Here is a 23,604-nt window from a genome sequence, read left to right as displayed (position 1 = left end):
CTAACCCTCCTTATCGTTGCGGTGGGTCATCTTGTATATGGCGGTGCCACCGACAAAGACGCCGAGGAAAACCCAGGGGATCTTGGCGATGTAGGCCCAGGTAAGACGCGGCAGATCGTACTTGGCGATGTTCCTCCCAAACCCCAAGAGCTCGAAGGGGACCCCGGAGAGCATGAGGTTCTGCGTCCCCCCCGCTTCGACCAGACCGTAGATCCCGTCGGTGTAGTGGGCGATCGGACGCAGGGTGGTTTCCCGCGCGCCGACCTTCTGGATCGGGAACGGGTACTCGTCGCCCGGGCGGAGCGCCTGGCGCCGTTTCGCCTCCTCGCGCAGGTCGAGGACCTTGCCGAAGATGGTCGCGCCGGTAGGGCAGGCTTCGGCGCAGGCGGCGATCTTTCCTTCCGCCTGGCGGTGCCGGCAGAGCTGGCACTTTCTCACCTCCGGCCAGGCCGAGTCCCACTCGTAGCGCGGGACGCCGAAGGGGCAGGCGAGCTGGCAGTAGCGGCAGCCGATGCAGCGGTCGGCGAGGTAGTAGACCGCGCCGTTGACCGGGTCCTTGCGGAAGGCGCCGGCGGGGCAGACCGAAACGCAGGCCGGGGAGACGCAGTGGAGGCACTGCTGCTTGAAGAAGGCGTAGCCGTTGATGGCGCGGTCCTTCACCTCGGCGCTGCCGTTTTTGTAGACCTTGATGATGTTGAGCGTCTTGCCGGAGAGCTCGCGCGGGGCGTCCCAGATCCCGTTGTTGAGCTTGATGTCCCCGTTCTCGTAGGGGGGCATCGGCCACCCGCTCTTGTAGAGGGCGCCGCCGGGGACGCTGTTTTGGGTCTTGCAGTTGACCATGCAGGCCTTGCACCCGACGCACAAGGTCGCATCGTAGAGCAGGCCGGTCGCCTGGGGGGGGAGTACGGTCGACACCCGCGCCTGGGCCTGGGGAGCCAGGGGGACGCCGGAGGCGACCAGGGCGCCTCCCGAGCTGGCGACGATTTTCAGAAATTTCCTTCTGCTGACCGTCATGGCTACACCCCCTTGCTGCCGTCGTTTCGGTCCTGGTCCCCCTTGTCATCGTCCTTGCGTTTCAGCCCGGTCAGCATGGCGGTGCCGCCCACGCCGATGGCCATCCCGGCCGAGCCGGCAGCAAGCGCCTTGATGCCGGGGGAGATCCCGGGTTTGTTGGGGAAGGCCTCGCCGAAAAAGACCGGCGGGGTGAGCCCTTTCACGTTGGCCATCTGGTGCAGCGGCTCGGCGAAGCCGACCCCCTTCTCGGTGCAGCCGAAGCAGGGGTGGCCGATACCGACCGGCCAGGTGCCGGCACCGGTCTCGCCGAAGAGGACCGAGGGGCAGTTGGCGTAGGTTTCCGGCCCCTTGCAGCCGAGTTTGTAGAGACAGGCCCCCTTGCGGTGCATGTCGTCGCCGAACTGGGTCGCGAACCGGCCGGCGTCGAAATGCGGACGCCGCTCGCAGTTTTCGTGGATGAGCCGGCTGTAGGCGAACTTGGGCCGCCCCTTCTCGTCCAGTTCCGGGAGGCGGTTGTAGGTGATGTAGTAGATGAGCGTGGATAGGAGGTTGTAGGGGTTGGGGGGGCAGCCGGGGATGCTGACGACCTTGGTCTTGTTCAGGATCTCGGGAACGCCCTTGGCACCGGTCGGGTTGCTCCCCGCCGCGGCGACCCCGCCCCACGAGGCGCACGACCCCATGGCGACCACTGCGGCGGCGTAGGGGGCGGTCTCCTGGAGTATCGAGAGCGCCGTCTTGCCGGCGATCTTGCAGTAGATCCCCTGGTCCTTGGTGGGAATGGCGCCGTCGACGACCAGGATGAACTTGCCCCGGTTTTCGGTGATGGATTTGTTCTTAGCGGCCTCGGCCTGGTGGCCGGCGGCGGCGCTCAAGGTCTCGGAGTAGTCGAGGGAGATGAGGTCGAGGATGAGGTGCTCGATGGTCGGGTGGTTGGACCTCAGCAGCGATTCGACGCAGCCGGTGCACTCCTGGAAGGAGAGCCAGATCACCGGGGGGCGCCTCGGGTTCGCGATCGCTTCGGCCATTTTGACCCCCGCACCCAAGGGCAGGCCCATGCCGACCGCCATGACGGAACAGAACTTCAGGAAGTCCCTGCGTGTGATGCCTCCGGCTTGCAATTCCGGCGGCAAGAGTTCTCGTGTCTTCATGTTCGCCTCCGATATAACCGTCCATTACATGTTTCAGATGGAGCCGGGTTCGAGCAAAACGATGACACCTACCGCAGTTCTATCCCCCTTTCTCTCCCCATTGGGGTTTGTCGAATCCAGCCGTTGGATCAGATCTGTTCTATTGCGATGAAAGCGACTTTTAATGACCGTTTGTGATTTATTGCCCTGGATCGGTTCGTCTCGGCGGCTTAAGGTGTCGAAAATTCGACACTTATTTTAGTATTGGTGAATTTTGATTCACAGATGCCTCATGAACACTATCACCTTTGATAGTAAAATCCAGTAGAACAAATGAGGAAATTTCATTACCGAACCGTCCTTATGACTGAAAAATGAGGCTGCATCATGACATAGGCGTCATCGCGACAAGTCATAGGAGCCATTGTGTCAACCAATCTGAGGCCCTCTGTCTCGGTCGTGACTCGGCCGTCCAAAAACGACAAAGCCCGTTCCAGCCGAAACGGGCTTTGTCACACGTCCATTGATTACGGTTCACCGACTGCCGATCACTGATTCACCTTCCCCGGTACCAGTCGTTATCCCGGCCGTGGTCCCGGTCGTGTTCGCGGTCTCGATCATGATCCCGGTCCCGGAAGTCGCGCTGGTCCCGGTGGTCGTAGTCGCGTCCTTCGTCCCCGTCGACGGCCCAAACACAGCCGGAGAGCGAGCCGGCGACGATTGCAGCGAGCAGCAGCCAGATCAAGGCGCCGACCCGGCCGCGGCGGCCGCCGGGGGGCTCTTTACCGGTACCGGTCTGGACCGGCGCGGTTTTGCCTGCCGTCGGCTCCTTCCCGGTCCCCGGGCATCCTTTTCCTTCAAGCCACCTCCTAGCGCTGATCATGGTTTCTCTCCTTTCTCTCCCGGGGGCCCTTTCGGGCTCGCCTTGGCGACCAGCTCGAAGATGCCGTGCAGCGGGATCTCGACCCAGTCGGGCCGGTTGTTGAGCTCATAGCCCAGTTCGTAGAGTGCCTTCTCCAGAAGGAAGGTGTCGAGCATCGTGTCGAGGTCCTCGGGCGCCTTGGGGATCAGCGGCGAATCCCCCAGATGCTTCAGGTAGGCCTCGACGAAAAGCGCGGCATGGTGCCGGCTCCAGGCCTCCGCCCACGGTTCGAGGAAGGGGCGGTCCTCCTCGCGCAGGTGGCTGTTCTGGATGATTACGGCGACGGATGCGTAGTGGAAGGAGCGGATCATCCCGGCCACGTCACGCAGCGGTGAGAGCTTGATGCGACGCCCGGAAAGGGTCTTGGACGGCTCCCCCTCGAAGTCGATCAGGAAGAAGTCGTTGCCGGTAAAAAGGACCTGTCCCAAATGGAAGTCGCCGTGGGTGCGGGTCTTCCAGGCGGAGAACTTGTGGTCGGTGAAACGCTGCAGGGCGGCGAGGATCTGCGGTTCCAGTTCCAGCAGGTGCTCCAGGTCGGGGCGCACCTCCTCGCTCACCGAGAGGAGGTTTTTGCGCGCGAGGTCGAGGACCCGCTTGGCCCGGCTGCGCAGCGACTGGAAGACGGAGCGCTGATACAAGAGGGAAAATGCCTCCGGAGCGAAGGCGGGATCGTCGCCGCGGGAGGCGAGGGCGAGGTGGAACTCCGCGGTCCGCCGCCCTAAAAGCGCCACCATCTCCGGATATACCCCCCCGATCAGGTCGTTGAAGGCGGGGGAGGCCGCGACCGGGACGGGGGGGATGGTCATGCGGCTCTCGGCCCGGTGCGCCAGCACCCGGTCCAGAAACTGCGCGATCTCGCTCAGGGTGAAGGTCCAGGCGTCCCCCTGGTTGGGAACGAACCCCTGGAGCAGGGCGATCGACATCGGCTCCGCGCCGGGACGCTGGTATTCCAGGGTTCCGGCCAGGGGGGCCACGTGGTCGAAGTTGCAGCGGTCGGTGAGAAACCGCCCGATCTCGGTCTCGGGATGCACCCCCTCCTCCAGGCGCCGGTAGAGTTTCAGGAAGAAGCTCTTGTCGTAGAGGACCGCGTTGTTGCTCTGCTCCGCCTTGACCACCTGAGAGGGGAGTGGTGCCCTGGCCTGGGCCAGAAGCCGCGGCAGCGCCTGGGCCGGAACCCCCACCAGCCGTCCGCGGCTGCGCCCTTTCCTGCGGGTCACCATATCGAAGAGCGCCTCCCGGAAATCGGCGTGGTACAGCCCGTCGTAGAGGATCCCGGGCCTGTCGTCCACCTTGAGGTGGGCGAGAACCGCGCCTGGGGCGTCCTTGATCAGCGCCTCCGCCTCGCTCTCCGGCAGATGGTGCAGGGGGAGGAGATAGGTCTCCGTCACCCCCTGGCTGTAGACCACCTCGATGAAGAGGATGAAGACGGTCCCTCCGTCGATGGGGAGCGGGATGGTTTCCCGGATGGCGGTCCGGCCGATGATGCGCCCTTTCCCCTGGAACCAGCGGACCTTTCTCAGATAGGCGGGCAGGATCGCCTGTTCGAGCTGGGCCAGCGCCTTTCCTTTCAAGACCGCTTCCCAGCTCCCGGCGACGCTGAACTCGGCCGCCGAGAGCTCGGTGGTGTGGGCGGTCAGATCCTCGGCGGGGCGCATCAGGAGGAGATAGTAGTCGTAGGGGCCGAAGATGATCACGTAGGGGGACTCCTTGATGGCGGGGAACCGGGTGTGGCCGAGCATCTCTTCCGGGACGTAGCCGGTCAGGCGCGGGTTGTTGATCTCCACGAACTGGGGGAAGCGGGAGAGGTTGATCACCACCAGGATGAGCTGGTCCTCGAAACGGCGCGCCAGGGCGAGGATCTTCGGGTTCTCCAGCGGCACCATTTCCAGGGTCCCCCAGCCGAACGCCTTGTACCGCTTGCGCAGGTCGATCATCCGCTTCATCCACCACAAAAGCGAGGAGGGGTTCTTCGCCTGGTTCTCGACGTTGAGCGCCTCGTAGTGGTACTCGGGATCGATGATCACCGGGAGGTAGAGCCGTTGCGGGTTGGTCGCCGAAAAGCCGGCGTTCCGGTCCGGGGACCACTGCATCGGGGTCCTGACCCCGTTGCGGTCGCCGAGATAGTAGTTGTCCCCCATGCCGATCTCGTCGCCGTAGTAGATGATCGGGGTACCCGGCATGCAGAAGAGCAGCACGTTCATCAGCTCGATCTTGCGCCGGTCGTTCCCCATGAGGGGCGCGAGCCGGCGCCGGATGCCGAGGTTGATCCGCGCCCGCGGGTCCTTGGCGTAGATTCCGTACATGTAGTCCCGCTCCTCGTCGGTCACCATCTCCAGGGTGAGCTCGTCGTGGTTGCGCAGAAACAGGGCCCACTGGCACGGCTGGGGGATCGCCGGGGTCTGCTGCATGATGTTCACGATCGGGAAGGAGTCCTCCATCTGCACCGCCATGAACATGCGGGGCATGAGCGGGAAATGGAAGGCCATCTGGCAGGCGTCCCCCGCCCCGAAATAGGAGGCGGCGTCCTCGGGCCACTGGTTCGCCTCGGCCAAAAGCATCCGCCCCGGGTAGCGCTCCTCGACGTAGGCGCGCAGCTTCTTCAAGAAGGCGTAGGTCTCGGGGAGGTTCTCGCAGTTGGTCCCCTCCCGCTCGTAGAGGTACGGGACGGCGTCCAGGCGCAGCCCGTCCACCCCCATCCCGAGCCAGAAATCGATCACCTTGAACATCGCCTGGTGCACCTTGGGATTGTCGTAGTTCAGGTCGGGCTGGTGCGCGTAGAAGCGGTGCCAGTAGTACGACTTCGCGATCGGGTCGCGGGACCAGTTGGAGGTCTCGAAGTCCTTGAAGATGATCCGGGCGTCGGCGTAGCGCTCCTGGGTGTCGCTCCAGACGTAGAACTTGCGCCAGGCGGAGCCGGGGGGGGCCCGGCGGGCCCTTTGAAACCAGGGATGCTGGTCCGACGTGTGGTTCAAGACCAGCTCGGTGATGACCCGCATCCCCAGCCGGTGCGCCCCGCGCAGAAAATCCTGGAAGTCGCGCAGGGTGCCGTAGTCCGGATGGATGTTCATGTAGTCGGCGATGTCGTAGCCGTCGTCCTTGAGCGGCGAGGGGTAGAAGGGGAGGACCCAGATGGCGGTGATCCCCAGGTCGCGCAGGTAGGGGAGCTTGCTCAAAAGCCCCCGGAAGTCCCCGATCCCGTCGCCGTTTGAGTCGCAAAAGCTCCGGATGTGGACTTCGTAGATGATGGCGTCCTTGTACCAGAGCAGGTTTTCCTGGTTCCTCATCGGCATGGCGGCCTCGCTTATAGGTAATAGTCGAAATCGACCTCTTTGCGCAGCCGGGGGCGGATCTTGAGGATGCGGGCCGGAAGGGCGGCGGGATCCAGTTCGATCCGGTTCCAGTCCCCTTCCCAGATGAACTTTTCCTCCGAGAGGAGGTCGTGCACCGGGTAGGGAGCCCCGGGGGGGATCCCGAGGTCCTCGATCGGCACCCGCACCTCGGTCTGGTGGGGGCGAAACGGGTCGAGGCTGACCGCGATCAGGATGACGTTGGAGCCGTCGCGGCTGCTTTTACCGAAGAAGACGACGTTGTCGTCGGTGCAGTGGTGGAAACGGACGTTGAAGGTATCCTGCAGCGCCTCGTTTTCGCGCCGGATCCGGTTCACCTGCGCCACCAGCCGGCGGATGTTCCCGGGGGCGTCGCGGTCCCAGGCCCGGACCTCGTACTTCTCCGCATGCAGGTACTCCTCGCTCCCCTCCACCGCCTCGCCCACGCAGAGCTCGAAGACCGGGCCGTAGATGCCGTAGCTTGAGGAGAGGGTAGCGGCGAGGATGAAGCGGATCATGAACGCCGCGCGGCCGCCGTACTGCAGCGGCTCCGGGAGGATGTCCGGCGTATTGGGCCAGAAATTGGGGCGCAGAAATTCCCGCACCTCGCCGTGCACGAGCTCATCGACGTACGCGGTCAGCTCCGCCTTGCTGTTTCTCCAGGAGAAGTAGGTATAGGACTGGCTGAAGCCGAGCTTGGCCAGGCGGTACATGACCTTGTGCCGGGTGAACGCCTCGGAGAGGAACAGGACCTCCGGGCAGGACTTCTTCACCTCGCAAAGGAGCCACTCCCAGAAAGGAAGCGGCTTGGTGTGGGGGTTGTCGATCCGGAAGATGCGGACCCCCTGCTCGACCCAGAAGAGGATCACGCTTTTCAGCTCTTCCCAAAGCTCCTTCCAGTTCGGGTTTTCGAAATGGAAGGGGATGATGTCCTCGTACTTTTTGGGCGGGTTCTCGGCGTGCTGCACGGTACCGTCCGGACGCCACAGGAACCACTCCGGATGGCTCTTCAGGTAGGGGTGGTCCGGCGAGCACTGGAAGGCGATGTCGAGGGCGATCTCGATGCCGTGGCGCTGCGCCTGGCTCACCAGGTCCCGGAAATCGTCCAGGGTCCCGAGCTCCGGATGCACCGCCTTGTGTCCCCCCACCGGCGCGCCGATGGCCCACGGGGAGCCGGGATCCCCCGGTTCGGCGACAACGGCGTTGTTCTTCCCCTTCCTTTTGGTCGTCCCGATCGGATGGATCGGGGGGAGGTAGAGGACGTCGAAACCGAGTTCCGCAAGATCGGGAAGGAGCTTCGCGACGTCCGTGAAGGTGCCGTGGCGCCCGGGATCGGCGCTGCAGGAACGGGGGAAGAGCTCGTACCAGCTGCTGAAGAGCGCCTTGTCCCGGTCCACCTGGACCTCGAACTCCTGGTGGTAGCGGACCAGAAACGGGCGCCCCGAGTGCTCGTCGATGAAACGGGCGATTTCCTGATCGAGCCCGAGTTCGACGGCCCGGTCGCGGTTGTGCTCCTGCTCCAGGGTCTGGGCCAGGAAATGGAGCCGGACCGCGTCATCGCCCAGCGCGGTTTCCGCGGCGGAGCGGATCAGCTTGGCCCCGATGGCGATCTCCACCCGGACGTCCTGCCCCGCCTGGTGCTTTTTCTGGAGCGACTTCTGCCAGGTGCGGTAGTGGTTCACCCAGCCGGCGACCGTATAGATATAGGCGCCGGTATCGGGAAGGGAAAAATTTCCCTCCCACCGGTCGTCCTCCTGGCGCCGCATCAGGCGCTCCTGCCACTGCTCGGAGTCTCTGCGGCGGAACAAAAGGAGCGCTCCCACCTCGTCGTGCCCGTCGCAGAAGACGTCCGCCTGCACGGTGAGTTCCTCGCCGGCCACCCTTTTTACCGGAAAACGTCCGCACCCGACTTGGGGCCAGATCGCCTCGATGACCACCCGTCCCGAGGACGGGGGGACGATGCATTGGGCGGAGAGAAGCGAGCTGTCCTGCCGGCAGGGGCGCGGTTCTTCTCGTCGTGCGGTGCCAAGGTCGTCTTTCATGGGGGTCCCCCGTTACGCGATTGCCATTGAAAATAAAAGCGGCGCTGGAAAATCCACCGCCTTGCTCAAGACCACTCCCCTGCCCGATAAATCGCGCTTTGTCCTCAACACGACCTGCCGGCCGGTTGTCGATCATCGATCATGGTTCATTGAAAAGCACTGCCACCGGCAATTCCTGAAAAAGATGCCCCAGCGGCATCCCCAGGGCGCCGTGGCGCTCTTCGGCGAGGAGCTCCTCGTCGGTCAGCACGTTGCGGTAGCGCGCCCCGATCCCGTGCGGCAGGGGGAGGAAGGTGTCCCCCCAGACCTCGTCCCCCACCGGGAGCCGGTCCGGCCGGCCCAGAAGCGTCGCCACCAGTCGCGGCGCCGCCACGATGACCCGCTTTCGCCCGGCTCCGCGGGCAAAGGAGACCACATGGCGCGCCTTGGCGCCCCGCGCCTCCAGCGGATGGTAGTCTCCATCCCGGAAAAGTTCCGCCTGCCCGCGCCGGAAGTTGAGGCAGCGATAGATCAGGTAGAGCTTGATCATGCCGTTTTCGCGCTCCTCCATGAGTTCGCGGAAAAGCTCCCGCGCGCCGACCTGGGCCTCCCGTTCCTTGAGCCGGGAGAGCGCCCGGACCCGCGCCGCGTAATCGACCTGGCGCCGGTTGTCCGGGTCGACGAGGCTCAAGTCCCACAGCTCGCACCCCTGGTAGAAGTCCGGGACCCCCGGGGACGTCATCTTCAAAAGCACCTGGCTGAGCGAGCTGAACATCCCGTAGTGGGCGACCTCCCGCTGCAGCGGGGCGAATTCCTTCAAAAAGACGTTGTCCGGGTCCGGGGCGAGCACCTCGTTCACGAAGGCAAGCACCGCCTCCTCGTACCCCTGGTTCGGGCTCACCCAGCTCGTGTTGACCTTGGCCTCCCGCAGCGCCTTGATCAGGTACTCCCGGATGCGGCCGCAGAAGGTATCGTAGGTCTGCGGATCGATCTCGCCGTGCGGCCAGGCCCCGAGCAGAGTCTGGTAGAAGAGGTACTCCTCGTTGCCGTCGGGGACCGGCTGGTTTTCGAAGCTCCCCCCCTTCTTCCGGTTGACCGCCCGCCAGCGCACCAGGGCGCGGTGCCACCGGTCCGGGAGTTCGGAAAGGGCGTCGATCCGGGGCCGGACGTCCTCGCCCCGCTTGGTGTCGTGGGTGGCGGTGGCGAGCAGGGTGTGGGGGAAGTTCTTGACCCGCTCCAGGTTCTGGCCGTGGAAGGCTTCGCGGGTGGTCCCGAATCGCCCCGGGGCACCGCCGACCTCGTTGAGCGACAGGAGCCGGTTGTAGACATAGAAGGTGGTGTCCTCCAGCCCCTTGGCCATCACCGGGCCGGTGATCTGCTGGAAGCGCATCGCGAAGTTGAACCAGTTGCGCCGGTCCTCCTCGCTCGCGTAGTCGGGATATTTGAGGAGCAGCACCGAGCGGAGAAAATCGAAGATCGAGGCGTTCATCGCCGGGTTTTTCCGGCGTGCCTTGGAGACCGCGCTCTCGATGTACTGGTTGTCCTTGTCGCGCACCTCCCCGGAGTTGAGGTAGGTCCGGTAGACGGGAAAGCAGGCGATGACCTCGATGATGGCCCGGGTGAGGCTGTTGAGGGTGAAGTCGCGGGTCAGCCGGTCCCGCTCGGAGATGTTGTTCAACTGGTGCCCGAGCATGTTCGCCTCGCCGGAGAGGGAGACCTCCATGACCAGCTTCTTCTTCCGGTACATGACCTCCTGGAATTCCTCGGTGCCGCGCACGAACCGGTAGTAGATGCGGTCGAAGGCCCGGGCGTTTTCCGAGTCGATGAAGATCCCGTTCAGCTGGTTCATGAAGTCGTAGCCGGTGGTCCCGTAGACCGGCCATTCTTCGGGGAGCTGCTCCCCCTTCATCAGGATCTTTTCGCAGACGATGTAAAAGGGGCGAAAGGCCGGATTGCCGGCCAGCCGTATGTCGTACTCGGCGGAGACCCGTTCCGCCCACTCCGGCTCCTCCGGTGCGGGGAGCCCCGGCAGCCGCTGCCCCAGGCACCCCTTCTGCAGCGCGTGCAGGTAGCGGTACGGATCGTACAGGCCGTCCACGTGGTCGATCCGGATCCCGGTCACCTTCCCCTCCCGGATCAGTCGGAACAAAAGGACGTGGGTCTTGTCGAAGACGGCCTTGTCCTCCATCCGGATGGCGGCCAGGGAATTGATGTCGAAGAAGCGCCGGTAGTTGATCTCCTCGGTGGCGACCCGCCAGTAGGAGAGCCGGTAGGGTTGCTCCAAAAGGAGCGCATCGAGCCGGTCGAAGCTGCGCGGCTCCCCTTTCACCCCGTTGAACTCGGCCAGGTTCTCCTCCAGAAACGACCGGATCGGCGGGGCATCCTGGCAAAGCTGCGCCAGGCGTTTCTTGATGATCTCCTTCTCGCGGTGGCGCTCTTGCTGCTTTTCCGGGTCCCGCTCGGTGAACCCGGGGAGATGCTGCAGCGCCGTGACGATGCTCAAAAGCTCGGTGAGGGTCGGGTCCTCCGGGGCGAACTGCTCCTTCAGGGTGTCGAGCCGGTGGGTCAGGATCAGGAGGCAGCTCTTGGGGTCGAGCGGTATGTCCAGCGACGCCGCGTTCACGAAGAAGGCCCCGTCCTTGTAGAGGAGGCTCAGCTCGCCCCGCTCCAGCACCCGGCCGTACTGGTCCCCAAGCAGGGGGAGGAGGACCTTGTCGGTGAGCTCCTTTTTGACCGGCTGCCAGTCGATGTCGAAGAAGGTGGCGTACAGGGAGCTCGGGCCGTTTTCCAGGACGTCCATCCACCAGATGTTATCCGGGCTTTCGACGCACATGTGGTTGGGGACGAAGTCGAGGATCTGCCCCATGCCGCGGCCTTCAAGCTCTCCCGACAGCCGGGCGAAATCCTCCTCGGTCCCGATCTCCCGGTTGAAAACGGTCTGGTTCACCACGTCGTAGCCGTGGATGCTCCCCTCCTTGGCGGCGACGTACGAGGAGCAGTAAAGGTCGCTGATCCCGAGGTCATGGAGGTAGGAGACGATCTCCTGGGCCTGGCTGAACCGGAACCCGCTGTTGAACTGGAGCCGGTAGGTGGCGGTTGGTATCCGCGTCCCCGGCAGCGCCTCTTGGTCCATCGCGTCCCCCTAATCCTGCGGCAGCACGGAGTCCAGGTTGAAGTTGAGCATCTGCCCCAGTTGCCGGAATCCCGTCACCCAGGCCGGCGCCTCCTCGTCGCCCCGCTTGGCCCGGGCGGCGAAGTCCGGATAGACCTTTTTCGCCATCTCGTAGTAGTCGTTCTGAACCTGCCAGAGGATCACGTCGAGCGGCACCTCGCGCAGCAGGTTCAAGAGGGTGATCAACCGGTCCAGGCGTTTGCGGTCCTCCGGATCTTCGGCGAAGGCGCGCATCTGCGCTTCCAGGTGGTGCCGCATGGCGAATTCGGTGTCGGGAAGCTCCATCCCGATCTTCCAGCTCTTGATGTGGCCGATGATCCGCTGGGCGGCGTCCAGGTCGATCTCCTCCTCGGTGAGCTTCTTGATCAGGGCCGCGTTGAGCGCCGGTTGTGCGACCACCAGGAACTGCTTGGGGACCGGAAGGCCGGTCTCCTGGATGTACGCCATCAGGGGGCGGTTTTTCTCGAAGAGCTCCTCGTAGGAGGTGCCGAACTCCTGGAGGTTCTGGTTGATGATCTCGTTCAGGATCTTCCTTTTTTCATCGGTGAAGAGGTCGGCGAGCGAAGCGTCGTGGGAGCCCAGGTGCTTGTCGATGAGCTCGATGAGGTCCGTGTAGAGACCCCGGTCGTAGGCGGGGAGGATCTCCTCCTTCATCTCCGCGTAGTGCACCGCGTCCGCCTCCACGGCGATCCCCCCCTTGAAGTCGTGGTTGCCGATGCGGACCACGCAGAAGAAGAAGCTCCCGTGGTCGCGGGTGATGTTGGAGGTGACCCGGACCCGTCCCATCGCGATCGACGCCTCGTCGGCGAGAAACCGGGTGTAGTCGAGCTTTTCGACGCGGTAGGAGAAGATGTCGGTGACGTCGCCGTAGTTTTCGAACAGGGAGCTGAAGGCGTAGTGGATGCCGACGTTGGAGAGATCGACCCGGGTGCGGAGCACGAACTTCTCATACAGGTAGGCTCCGTCCCGAAACTCGGCGTAGTTGCATTTGGCGGCGGCAAGCCGCTCCTGGAACCCCTCCTCGACACCCTTCTCGATCATCCCCTCCGCCAGTTGCAGAGCGCGTCCGGCGTAGTGGATCACCTGGACCGTTTCCACCCCGGAGAGCTCGTCGAAGAACCAGCCGCAGCTCGTGTACATGAGCAGGGTGTGCCGCTGCAGTTCGAGGAGCTTCAACACGGTGACGATTTCCGGTTCGCTCAGCTTGTGGGTCGCGTGCCGCTCCAAAAAGGCGTCGACGTTCTCGGGAGAGCGGTCCAGGATCACCTCGATGTAGTCGTCCCGGGCCAGCCACGGATCTTTGAGGTATTCCTTGCCCTTTCTCTCGTAGAAGTGCGCCAGCCGGTCGCGGAGCCAGTCGAGCGCCGCCCGCAGCGGGCCGCGCCAGGCCTGGTTCCATCCCGGGAACCCTCCCGAGTTGCAGCCGCAGTCGCTGTTCCAGCGCTCCACGCCGTGGGCGCAGCTCCAGGAGGTCCGTTCCCGGATGCGTACCTCGTAGGCGGCGGGGAACGCGGCGAGGAATTCGCCGTAGTTGGTGATGCGGGCCTCGTTGGCGAGTTCGATGTGGTGGAAGGCGGCGGCCAGGGCCATGTCGCCGAACTTCTGGTGGTGCCCGTAGGTTTCCCCGTCGGTGGCGATGTTCACCAGCTGCGGCCCCTCCCGCAGGTCGGAAAAGCCCCCCAAAAGCCGTCCGGTCAAAAGGTCACCGGAGGAGAGGAGGTTTTCGAAAGCGAGCGCCTGCGAGATCGGACCGTCGTAGAAAAAGAGGCTGATGGAGCGCCCGGACGGGAGGTGGCAGAGGTAGGCGCGGGTCGGGTCGATCGCGGTCTCGCCCGCGTTCTCCAGCCACTCCTCGCTTCCCATCTGGCGGTACTGCCTCGCCTGGTGCGGCGCGAGAATCGTGTACTTGATCCCCTGCTCGGCCAGGCACTCGAGGCTCTCGATGTCCACCGCGGTCTCGGCGAGCCACATCGCCTCGGGAAAGCGCTGGTAGCGGGAGACGAAGTCCTTGAGCCCCCAGATCACCTGGGTTCTTTTGTCGCGGCTGCTCGCCAGCGGCATGATGATGTGGTTGTAGACCTGGGCCAGGGCTGCACCGTGGCCGCCGCGCCATTTGATGGAGGTCTGGTCCGCATCAAGGATCGCGCGGTACACCTCCGGCTGGCATCCCGCCATCCAGGAGAGAACGGTGGGGCCGAAGTTGAAGCTCATCTTCGCGTAGTTGCTGACGATGTCGACCAGCCGTCCCTCCCCGTCCTGGATGCGGGAGGCGGCGTTGGGGGCGTAGCTTTCCGCGGTGATGCGCTCGTTCCAGTCGTGGTAGGGGTGTGCCGAATCCTGCACCTCGATCGATTCCAGCCACGGGTTCTCACGGGGGGGCTGGTAGAAGTGTCCGTGTACGCAGAGGTAGCGCTGCTTTTCCTGTTCCATGGAAGTTCTCCTAAATGGTGCCGGCGTAGACCAGCACGCTGAACGGGTTGACGACGATGGTGGCGCTCTCGCTGCGGGTAAGGCGTGGCGGCGCTGCCTCCCCGGAACCGCGCCATTTGGATTCCGACGAATCGATCACCTTCTCCAGCGCTCCCGGCACCGGGAGGGTGAGTTCCTCGCGGAGGTTGGCGAAGCTGAACAGGCAAAGCGCAGCGCTTTCCCCCGCTTGACGGAAGACGGCGAAGCAGCGCTTCTCAGCGAAACTCGTCACCTCGATCTCCTCGCGGGTGAACACCTTGAAGGCCGGGATCCGCTTGCGCAGTTCGATGAGCTGCCGGTAGAACCCGTAGACCAGGGCGTGCTCCCCCTCACGGCGCAACTCCAGGTTGATCTTGGAGTCCAGGTAGGTGGAAAGGGCGGCGGGGTCGGGTATGGCCCCTTCGCAGATCCCCGAGGCATGCTCCTCCGCCTTTCCCTTGCGGACCGCCTCGATCAGCTCCGGGTCCGAGTGGTCGATGAAGTAGTGAAAGGGAGCCCGCTCCGCATACTCCTCACCCATGAAGAGCAGCGGGAGGTAGGGGGAGAGCAGGACGGTCGCCGCGGCCAGGAGAAGCTTTTCCATCGGCTGGTTTTCGCTCAACCGGTCTCCGCAGGTGCGGTTGCCGACCTGGTCGTGGTTTTGGGCGAAGACGACGAACTGGGAGGTGGGACGATCGGTCGCCGGGCTCCCATGCCTTTTCCTGCGGTACCGGGAGTAGTCGCCGGTATAGACGAAGGCTTCCCGGTAGGCCTTCACCAGCTGCTCGAACCTCCCGAAATCCTCGTAGTAGCCGGTGGTCTCCCGGGTGAGGAGGGTGCGCAGGGCATGGTGGAAGTTGTCGCACCACTGGGCATCGAGCCCGTATCCTCCCAGCGCCGGAGGGCGCAAAAGCCTCGGGTCGTTGGTGTCGTTCTCCGCGAAGAGGTAGGTCCAGCGCCCCTGCGCCACCCGCTGGCGGTGCACCTCTGCCGCGAGCTCCTGCAGGAAATGGCTCGCGCTCATGTCGTAGATCCAGTCAACTGCGTCGAGCCTGAGCGCGTCCAGGTGGAATTCGTTGAGCCAGTACAGCGCGTTTTGCCGGAAGAACTCCTTCACCGGGTCGCTGTCGGGCCCGTCGAAGTTGAGCGCCGCCCCCCACGGGGTCTTATATCTGTCGGTGAAGTAGGGTCCGAAACTGGAGAGGTGGTTCCCCTCGGGGCCGAGGTGGTTGTAGACGACGTCGAGGACGACGGCGAGCCCCCTGGCGTGGCAGGCGTCCACCAGCTGCTTGAGCTCGTCCGGTCCGCCGTAGCTGTTTTGCGGGGCGAAGGGAAAGACTCCGTCGTAGCCCCAGTTTCGGGCGCCGGGGTACTGGGACACCGGCATCAGTTCCACCGCGGTCACGCCGAGTTCGAGGAGGTAGTCGAGGTGGGGGATGACGGCGGAGAAGGTCCCCTCGGTGGTGAAGGTGCCGACGTGCAACTCATAGATGAGGTACTCCTCCAGGGGGAGCCCGTGCCATTGCTGGTCCTGCCAGGGATAGACACCCGGATCCACCACCTGCGAAGCGTCGTGGACCCCCATCGGCTGGAAGCGCGAGGCCGGGTCGGGAAACTCGGCGGCACCGTCGATGACGTACAGGTAGCGGTCGCCGACGGCTACCTCGGGAAGATGGCCGCTGAAATACCCCCCGACCTCGCTTTCCAACGGATAGCTCTTACCGGTCACGACCCGCACGGCAACGTGTTCCGCCCGCGGCGCCCAGACGCGGAAGAAGGTCCCCCCGTCTTCCCGCGGGGTCGCCCCGAACGGCAGTTGCCACTGTGTCGTCTTCATGTGTCCACCGCCTTTTTCAAGCCGATTCATTTGAAAAAACAGATTAAAAAAATACTGGATGTTTCAGCGGTGTCAACGGCATGCTGAGGTCTGAGACGTTGCCGGCACTGCCACGGCAACGTGCCGTGGCGCCGGTAAGGGCAGGATATGAATGGTAATTCTAATTAGGGTTGCTTTTGGGCGTCCGGTAGCTTACCGAGCTATTCATTGACAGCAGGGCGCGCCGTGCTATCAAATGGTGTGCTTTTTTTAATAAAAAACTGGAGGTGCCCCATGAACGGATGCAAGATCAGATGCTGCTGTATCGCGGTGACGGTTCTGCTCGGCCTTCTGGGGTGGCAGGCGCCGGCGTGGCCGAACGGTGGGGAGGTGCACTCCGCCAACCCCAACGAGATGCCGGTCCTGACCGGCGACATCTGGCAGACCATGACCCCCGAGGCGAAGATCGCCTTCGTTTGGGGGGTGGGACATGTGGTAACGATCGAGCAGAACGTGGAGCTGAAGCATCCGGAACTGAAGCGGGCGGGGTTTGTGAGCAAACTCGCGGAGGGGCTGCGTGGCGAGCCGATGAACGGCATCGTCCAGAGCGTGAACGACTTCTACAAGGACCACCCCGAGGAGCTGGACCTCCCGGTCATGCGGGTCATCTGGTCGCAGATGGTGCGTCCGAAGCTGAGAACCGGGGTGGCGAACGAGCCGTTGGAGCGTTAGCAACGCCAAAGGGAGCCGCGCTGCGGCCGATTTCGCGAGATCATGAGCGTCCATACCTTCCGCTGGCTGTTCCTCCCGCTTCGCGCTTCAAGGTGAGGGAGGAAATGGTCCGGCTGAGGATGGATGGCGCGGGGAGGAATCATGAGACTACTACGCAACGGAGTCCTGGTTGCTGCGCTTGCTTTAATGAGCGGGTGCGCCGGAATGTCACGCCAGCAGCAGAGCACCCTGAGCGGCGGCGCCATCGGTGCGGCTGGCGGGGCGCTCGTCGGAGGGGTGGTCGGGGGGAGCCCCGCCGTCGGGGCGGCCCTCGGGGGTGCCGCCGGCGCCCTTACCGGTTTCATTCTCGGCGACCAGGGGGGACGCTACCGGCACCGTCGGTGACCCGGTCCCGGCCGGTTATCAACCAAACGAGATAGAGGAGGTCCAACATGAAAAGGTGGCGGATGGTTTTTGCGGCAGTGGGGCTTTTGATCGCGGCCTTGGCGGGAACCCAGGCCTGGGCCGAGAGCAAGCAGGTGCGGGAGATCGATAATTCGGCAATCGTGCTCAAGGAGATCATGAGCATACCGGAGAAGGGGATTCCACCGGCCCTGCTGCACGATGCCCACGGGCTGGTGATCTTCCCCGGGGTGCTCAAGGCGGCCTTCGTGGTCGGCGGCCGATACGGCACCGGCATCCTGGTGGCCCGCGACGAAAGCGGTCGCTGGAGCGATCCGGTCTTCGTCAAGCTCGTGGGGGGGAGCGTCGGGTGGCAGATCGGCGCCGACGCGACCGACATCATCCTGGTCCTGAAATCGGCCCAGAGCCTCGAAGGGATCCTGAAGGGTAAGGTGACGCTGGGGGCCGATGCCGCGGTCGCCGCCGGACCGGTCGGCCGCAGCGCGGAAGCGGCGACCGACGTGACGCTGCGCTCCGAGATTCTTTCCTATTCCCGCAGCCGCGGCCTTTTTGCCGGGGTCTCCCTGGAAGGGGCGGGGCTTTTGATCGACAAGGGGGCCAACGCCACCTTCTACGGCAAGAAGATGCCTCCTCGCGACATCCTCTCGGGGAAAGTCGCCAAGCGGAGCCCGGAGATCATCCGGTTGCACGACGTACTCAAGCAGTACGCGCAATAGTAGATTCCCGGCAGCGGCAGCACGGCAGGGAAGGGCCCGGTCACCACCGGGCCCTTTTTTTCGTCGGTTCCGGATGGCAAATGAGACTAAAGATCATTGAAGTTCATGAATTGGCTCAAGTCACGGCCCCTTGCGCCGAAGAGGAACTTGGTCTCCCCGTTCGTGGCGGAGCGATTTCCTGGCTTGGTATCGAGGTTCTCCATGGCATCCCTGCCGTGCCGGTTGACGGTCCTAATTTCCCCCGTGCTGCGCAAGACCCGCCTCGCTCTTGCCCTGATGCTGCTTTTATCCGCGTCCCGGGCCCAAGCCGCGGTACCTGTTGCGGAAGCGAACCAGGACCTGACCGAGATGACCCTGGAGCAGCTGATGGAGGTCGAGGTTCCGACCGTCATCGGCGCCTCGAAGTACGAGCAGAAGGTGACCGAGGCCCCGGCCTCGGTAAGCATCGTCACCGCCGAAGACATCAGGCGTTACGGGTACCGCACCCTGGCTGACGCGCTCAACAGCGTCCGCGGCCTCTACATCACCTACGACCGGAACTACCATTTCCTCGGTATCCGCGGCTTCGGCCGCCCCGGCGACTACAACTCCCGGGTCCTGATGCTGGTGGACGGGCACCGGATCAACGACAACATCTTCGACACCGCGCCGATCGGCACCGAGTTCCCCCTCGATCTCGACCTCATCGACCGGATCGAGGTGATCCGCGGGCCTGGCTCCTCCCTCTACGGCACCAACGCCTTTTTCGGCGTCATCAACGTCATCACCCGCCAGGGGAGCGATCTTCAGGGCGCGGAGACGGCCGCGGCCGCGGGGCGTTTCGCCACCTACAACGGCCGGGCAAGTTACGGCAAGGAGTTCGCCAACGGCCTCGACCTCCTCCTCTCCGCAAGCGTCATGCACAGCGACGGTCCGCAGCGCCTGTTCTTCAAGTCCTTCGACCGACCGGCCCTGCACGACGGAACCGCCGTCGACCTCGACGGCGACCGCAACTGCCAGCTCTTCGCCAAGGGTTCCTGGCGCGACTTCACCCTGATGGGAGCCTACGCCACCCGGACCAAGCAGATCCCGACCGCCTCCTTCGGCACCGTTTTCGGCGTCCCCGGGACCGAGACCACCGACGCCCACGGCTTTTTCGACCTGAAGTTCGTGCACAACCTGCCGGACCAGGGGCAGCTCACCGCCCGGCTCTTTTTCGACCATTACTACTACCAAGGGAATTACCTCTTCGATCAGAACAACCCGGACAACACCGCGGACCCGACCCAACCGCCGCTTTTGGTCCCCAACCGCGACGTTTCCCGGGGTACCTGGTGGGGGACGGAAGTTCAGTACACGAGGAGCTTTCTGGAGCGGATGAAGCTGAGCCTGGGGGGGGAGTTCCGGGACAACGTGCAGCAGCGCCAGGAGAATTACGACGTGAACCCTTACCGCAAGGTTCTCGACGACTCCCGGAGCTCCACCATCTGGGCCCTGTATCTCCAGGACGACCTGCAGCTTTTGCGTAACCTGATCCTGTCCGCCGGGGTCCGGCACGACCACTACGATACCTTCGGCGGCTCCTGGAACCCGCGGGTGGGCCTGATCTACGAGCCGATCCCCGGCAGTGTCGGCAAGCTCCTCTACGGCGAGGCCTTCCGCGCCCCCAACGCCTTCGAGCTCTACTATGAAGACCAGGTGAGCGGGAAGGCGAATCCCGGGCTGAAGCCGGAAAAGATCCGCACCTACGAGGCGGTGTACGAGCAGTATTTCCAGGAGCACCTGCAAAGCTCCCTTTCCGCCTTCTATTACCGCATCCAGGACCTGATTACCCAGGTCGATATCGGGGGCGGTATGAGCCAGTACCAGAACGTCGACTCCGTCGACGCCCGCGGCATCGAGGCGGAGCTGGAAGGAAAGTGGGACGGGGGGTACCAGGCGCGTGGGAGCTACACCTGGCAGCGGGCCGAGGACGCCCGGACCGGCGCGACCCTGACCAACTCGCCGCGGCACCTCGCCAAGTTGAACCTGACGGCGCCGCTGTACCGCGAAATCCTCTTTGCCGGGGTCGAGGAGCAGTACTCGGCAAGCCGTCTCACCGTCACTCCCGGAAGCAGCACCGGTGGCTATTTCATCACGAACCTCACCCTTTTTTCGCGGGGGATCGTGCCGGGGCTCGAGCTTTCCGCCTCGGTCTACAACCTGTTGGACCGGCACTACACGACCCCGAGCTTCAACAACGTCTATCTCGTCAACAATGTCCCCACCGGGCCGGACCGGATTACCCAGGACGGCCGGACCTTCAGGGTCAAGCTGCAGTACCTCTTTTAAGGATCGCCGATGCCGCTGCGGCACCCTCACATAGCAACCCGCCCCGGTGCCGGACCCCGTGCCCTTTGTTGCGGCGCGTTTCTCCTGCTGCTGGGGGCTTTGACCCTCTGGGGGCCACCGGTCCGCTCCTGCGCCGCGGAGGGGGGCTCGGTGCGCGAGTACCAGGTGAAGGCGGCCTTCATCTACAACTTCATGAAGTTCGTGGAGTGGCCGGCGGGGGAAGGGGTCGGCACCCCTTCGACCATCACCTTCGGCATCCTCGGCAAGGACCCGTTCGGAGAGGCGCTGGACCAGATCAAGGGGAAGACGGCCAAGGGGCGCCGGGTGGTGGTGGTCCATTTCCGACGCGTGGAGGAAGTCCGGGATTGCGACGTGCTCTTCATCGCGGAATCGGAGAAGTCGCGGGTGGTCCACATCCTGAAGGGGGTGCAGAACGCCCGGATCCTCACCGTCTCCGATCTGGACGGGTTCTGCCAGGCCGGCGGGATGATCTCGCTGGTCTCCGCCCAAAGCCGGATCGTTTTCGACATCAACGCCGGGGCCGCCAACCGGGCCCGGCTGCGCATCAGCTCACAGCTGCTGAAGCTTGCGCGCAACGTCATCGAATAGCAAGGAGCCGGGGATGATGACCCGCCTGTTTCGAAACCTTTCCATACGCCGCAAGCTGATGGCGATCCTCGTGCTCACCAACGTGGCGGGGATGGGACTCGCCTCGCTCGCCTTCGTCGCGAACGAGGTCTATACCCACCGCAAGGAGGCGGGGGAGGAACTGGCGGCCCTGGCCCAGATCCTCGGGAACAACACGGCGGCCGCGGTAGCCTTCAACGACCGCGCCGCCGCCTCGGAGACCCTTTCCGGCCTGCGCAGCCACCGCGGCATCGTGGCCGCCTTCGTCCTGCCCAACGACGGTTCCCCGCTGGCATCGTATCTTGCCAAAGGGGTGGACGACACGCGTCTGGCCTACCTCTCCACGCCGGAGGGGGAATACTCCGTGGACCGCAAGCGGCTGGACCGCCTGGTCCGGGAGGCCCGCTCCCCCTGGGCGCTCAACGCGCAGCTTTTCGGGGTGGCCCCGATCGTCCTGGACGGGCAGCAGATCGGGACCATCGTGATCCAGTCCGACGTGGAGCAGCTCTGGGATACCCTGGTGCGGGTGTTCGGCTTGGTCGTCCTCGTCCTGGCCACCACCCTTGCCCTGGTTGTTCTCATCGCCTCGCGGCTGCAACGGGTGATCTCGGAGCCGATCCTCCACCTCGCCGAGGTCATGAAGGAGGTCTCGGACCAGAAGAACTACGCCCTGCGCGCCGAGAAACGCGGCGACGACGAACTCGGCTCCCTCATCGACGGCTTCAACGCGATGCTGGGGCAGATCCAGTCCCGCGACCAGAAGCTGGAAGCGCACCGGGAGGAGCTGGAGGCGGTGGTCCAGCAGCGGACCGCGGAGCTTTCGACCACCAACGACGAGCTTTCGGTTACCGTCGAGAGCCTGCAGCTGGCCAAGGAGGCGGCGGAGGCCGCGAGCCTCGCCAAGAGCCAGTTCCTTGCCAACATGAGCCACGAGATCCGGACTCCGATGAACGGGGTTCTCGGGATGGTCAGCCTGCTGCTCAACACGGACATCGCCGGGGAGCAGCGGCGCTTCGCCGAGGCGGTCCGAAGCTCCGGGGAGTCGCTGCTCTCCATCATCAACGACATCCTCGACTTCTCCAAGATCGAGGCCGGGCGCATGGAGCTGGAGGTGGCGCGCTTCGACCTGAACTCGCTGTTCGCCGAGGTCATGGAGCTCTTTGCCGAGCCGGCGCACAACAAGGGGATCGAGCTGGTCTGCCTGGTCGAGGGGGGGGTGCCGTACTGGGTGGACGGCGACCAGCTCCGCCTGCGCCAGGTCCTGGTGAACCTGGTGGGCAACGCGGTGAAGTTCACCGAGCGGGGGGAGGTGGTCCTCCACGTCTCGCTCCAGGAGGAACACGAGAGCGAGGCGGTGCTCCGCTTTGCGGTCCGCGACACCGGCATCGGCATTGCCCCGGAGGCGCAACGGCGCATCTTCGACAGTTTCACCCAGGCCGACTACTCCACCACCCGCAAGTACGGCGGTACCGGGCTGGGGCTCGCCATCGTGCGGCAGCTGGCCACCCTGATGGGGGGGGAACTCGGTTTGCGGAGCGAGCCGGGTCGAGGCTCCACCTTCTGGATCACCGCCCGCCTGCTCAAAGACGCCGCGCCGGCAGCCTATCTGCCGCCCCAGCTCAAGGTCCACCTGGATGGGAGGCGCATCCTCATCGTCGACGACAACGAAACCAACCGCTCGGTCCTGGCGCGCCAGACGGTCTCGTTCGGGATGCGCCCGGAGCTTGCCGAAAGCGCGCCGCGGGCCCTGGAACTGCTTCGCATTGCTGCCGAGGGGAGGGATCCTTTTGCGGTGGCGCTTTTGGACCTGCAGATGCCGGAGATGGACGGGATTGAGCTGACCCGGGCCATCAAGAACGAAGCTCCTCTTGCGGCGCTCCCGCTGATTCTGCTCACCTCGGCGGTAGGGCCCGGTGACCTGCGGAGCGCGCGGGAAGCCGGGGTGGCGGAGTACCTGTCCAAGCCGGTCAACGAGGGGGTGCTCTGCCGCTCGCTGGCGCGGGTCCTCTCCGGCGCCCCGGAGCCGGCATCGCCCGCCGCCGAACTCTCCAAGGTGAAGTACGATGCCGATGTCCTGGTCGCCGAAGACAACCCGGTGAACCAGGACGTGGCGCGGCTGATGCTCGCCACCCTCGGCTGCCGGGTGGAGCTGGCGGTAAACGGGGCCCTGGCCCTGGAGGCCTGGGCCCGCGGCCGCCACGACCTGATTTTCATGGACTGCATGATGCCCGAGATGGACGGGTTCACCGCCACCCGGCAGATCCGGGATCAGGAAGCGGGCGGGGAGCGCCGCATCCCGATCGTCGCCCTTACCGCCAACGCCATCGCCGGCGACCGGGAGCGCTGCCTCGACGCGGGCATGGACGACTACGTCACCAAGCCGTTTGAACTGCACCACCTGCGCGCGGTGCTCGACCGGTGGATTCCGGAGCGGCGGGTGACCGTCGCTGCCGAGCCCGGGGCTGCGGAGCGCGCCGCGGAGCCGGCACCGGTGCCGGTCCCCGATGCCCCCGCCGAGGATCCGGTCTTCGACCGGGCCGGATTTCTGCAGCGGATCGGCGGCGAGGAGTCGTACGTCGAGATGTTTCTGAAGAAATTCGTGGGGAGCACCGGGGATCTGATGGGACAGCTCGGGCCGGCCCTGCAGCAGGGGGATTGCGAGGCGGTCACCCGGCATTCCCACAGCATCAAGGGGGCCTCGGCGAGCATGGGGGCGCTGCGCATCCGCGCCATCGCCGCGGAGATGGAGGCGTTGGGAAAGGCGGGAGCAATGGACGATTTGCCGCGGCTCTACGCCCGTTTGGAGGATGCGGTGCGGGAATTCCAGGAGACGGTGGGGTGACGGTCCGCCCGCTGATGATTCGGCATAAAATCCGATGCAGTCCCCCTTTGCGAAGGGGGATTTAGGCAGTGTTGTCCGGTTAGCTTTTTGCTTTAAAAAAGTTGTTCAGTACAGTCATTTTTTTCTTGA

The 23,604-nt window shown here is 64.5% G+C and carries 14 protein-coding genes; 6 read left to right on the top strand and 8 right to left on the bottom strand.

Annotated features, from left to right (window positions below; all coding sequences use genetic code 11):
- The 8 genes from hybA to treZ form a co-directional block, all read right to left on the bottom strand.
- On the bottom strand, positions 1 to 1,014 hold the full coding sequence (gene hybA, locus JFN93_RS24140; RefSeq protein ID WP_199386950.1) for a hydrogenase 2 operon protein HybA: 1,014 nt from the start codon (positions 1,012 to 1,014) through the stop codon (positions 1 to 3).
- A gap of 2 nt (positions 1,015 to 1,016) precedes the next feature.
- Complete coding sequence (locus JFN93_RS24135; RefSeq protein ID WP_199386949.1) at positions 1,017 to 2,162, bottom strand: hydrogenase small subunit; 1,146 nt, start codon at positions 2,160 to 2,162, stop codon at positions 1,017 to 1,019.
- A gap of 535 nt (positions 2,163 to 2,697) precedes the next feature.
- The gene (locus JFN93_RS24130) at positions 2,698 to 3,024 is read right to left on the bottom strand and encodes a hypothetical protein (RefSeq protein ID WP_199386948.1); all 327 of its coding nucleotides are present in this window, start codon (positions 3,022 to 3,024) and stop codon (positions 2,698 to 2,700) included.
- Positions 3,021 to 6,353, bottom strand: a complete 3,333-nt coding sequence (gene treS, locus JFN93_RS24125; RefSeq protein WP_199386947.1) for a maltose alpha-D-glucosyltransferase — start codon at positions 6,351 to 6,353, stop codon at positions 3,021 to 3,023. Before treS ends, JFN93_RS24130 begins: the two co-directional genes overlap by 4 nt.
- Before the next feature lie 11 nt (positions 6,354 to 6,364).
- The gene (locus JFN93_RS24120) at positions 6,365 to 8,431 is read right to left on the bottom strand and encodes an alpha-1,4-glucan--maltose-1-phosphate maltosyltransferase (protein WP_199386946.1); all 2,067 of its coding nucleotides are present in this window, start codon (positions 8,429 to 8,431) and stop codon (positions 6,365 to 6,367) included.
- Between the two features lie 139 nt (positions 8,432 to 8,570).
- Entirely contained in the window at positions 8,571 to 11,543 is a 2,973-nt protein-coding gene (locus JFN93_RS24115) for a malto-oligosyltrehalose synthase (RefSeq protein WP_199386945.1), read from the bottom strand.
- Between the two features lie 9 nt (positions 11,544 to 11,552).
- Entirely contained in the window at positions 11,553 to 14,012 is a 2,460-nt protein-coding gene (locus tag JFN93_RS24110) for a DUF3536 domain-containing protein (protein WP_199386944.1), read from the bottom strand.
- Between the two features lie 10 nt (positions 14,013 to 14,022).
- On the bottom strand, positions 14,023 to 15,867 hold the full coding sequence (gene treZ, locus JFN93_RS24105) for a malto-oligosyltrehalose trehalohydrolase (protein WP_199386943.1): 1,845 nt from the start codon (positions 15,865 to 15,867) through the stop codon (positions 14,023 to 14,025).
- A gap of 273 nt (positions 15,868 to 16,140) precedes the next feature.
- On the opposite strand from treZ, the gene JFN93_RS24100 reads away from it, so the two are divergent.
- The 6 genes from JFN93_RS24100 (at position 16,141) to JFN93_RS24075 (ending at position 23,475) form a co-directional block, all read left to right on the top strand.
- Complete coding sequence (locus JFN93_RS24100) at positions 16,141 to 16,578, top strand: hypothetical protein (protein WP_199386942.1); 438 nt, start codon at positions 16,141 to 16,143, stop codon at positions 16,576 to 16,578.
- Positions 16,579 to 16,719: 141 nt separating this feature from the next.
- Positions 16,720 to 16,962, top strand: coding sequence for a YMGG-like glycine zipper-containing protein (locus tag JFN93_RS24095; RefSeq protein ID WP_199386941.1), 243 nt, complete (start codon positions 16,720 to 16,722; stop codon positions 16,960 to 16,962).
- A gap of 47 nt (positions 16,963 to 17,009) precedes the next feature.
- A complete protein-coding gene (locus tag JFN93_RS24090) occupies positions 17,010 to 17,696 on the top strand; it encodes a lipid-binding SYLF domain-containing protein (RefSeq protein WP_199386940.1) in 687 nt (228 codons plus the stop codon).
- A gap of 201 nt (positions 17,697 to 17,897) precedes the next feature.
- Positions 17,898 to 20,006 carry a TonB-dependent receptor plug domain-containing protein gene (locus JFN93_RS24085; RefSeq protein WP_199386939.1) on the top strand — a complete coding sequence of 703 codons (2,109 nt, stop codon included), beginning with the start codon at positions 17,898 to 17,900 and terminating at the stop codon, positions 20,004 to 20,006.
- A gap of 9 nt (positions 20,007 to 20,015) precedes the next feature.
- Positions 20,016 to 20,615 carry a YfiR family protein gene (locus JFN93_RS24080; protein ID WP_199386938.1) on the top strand — a complete coding sequence of 200 codons (600 nt, stop codon included), beginning with the start codon at positions 20,016 to 20,018 and terminating at the stop codon, positions 20,613 to 20,615.
- A gap of 13 nt (positions 20,616 to 20,628) precedes the next feature.
- Complete coding sequence (locus JFN93_RS24075; RefSeq protein WP_199386937.1) at positions 20,629 to 23,475, top strand: response regulator; 2,847 nt, start codon at positions 20,629 to 20,631, stop codon at positions 23,473 to 23,475.
- Positions 23,476 to 23,604 lie beyond the last annotated feature (129 nt).

The sequence above is a fragment of the Geomesophilobacter sediminis genome, assembly GCF_016458275.1.
Lineage (GTDB): Bacteria > Desulfobacterota > Desulfuromonadia > Geobacterales > Geobacteraceae > Geomesophilobacter > Geomesophilobacter sediminis.
This window is presented reverse-complemented; position numbering and strand designations above follow the sequence as displayed.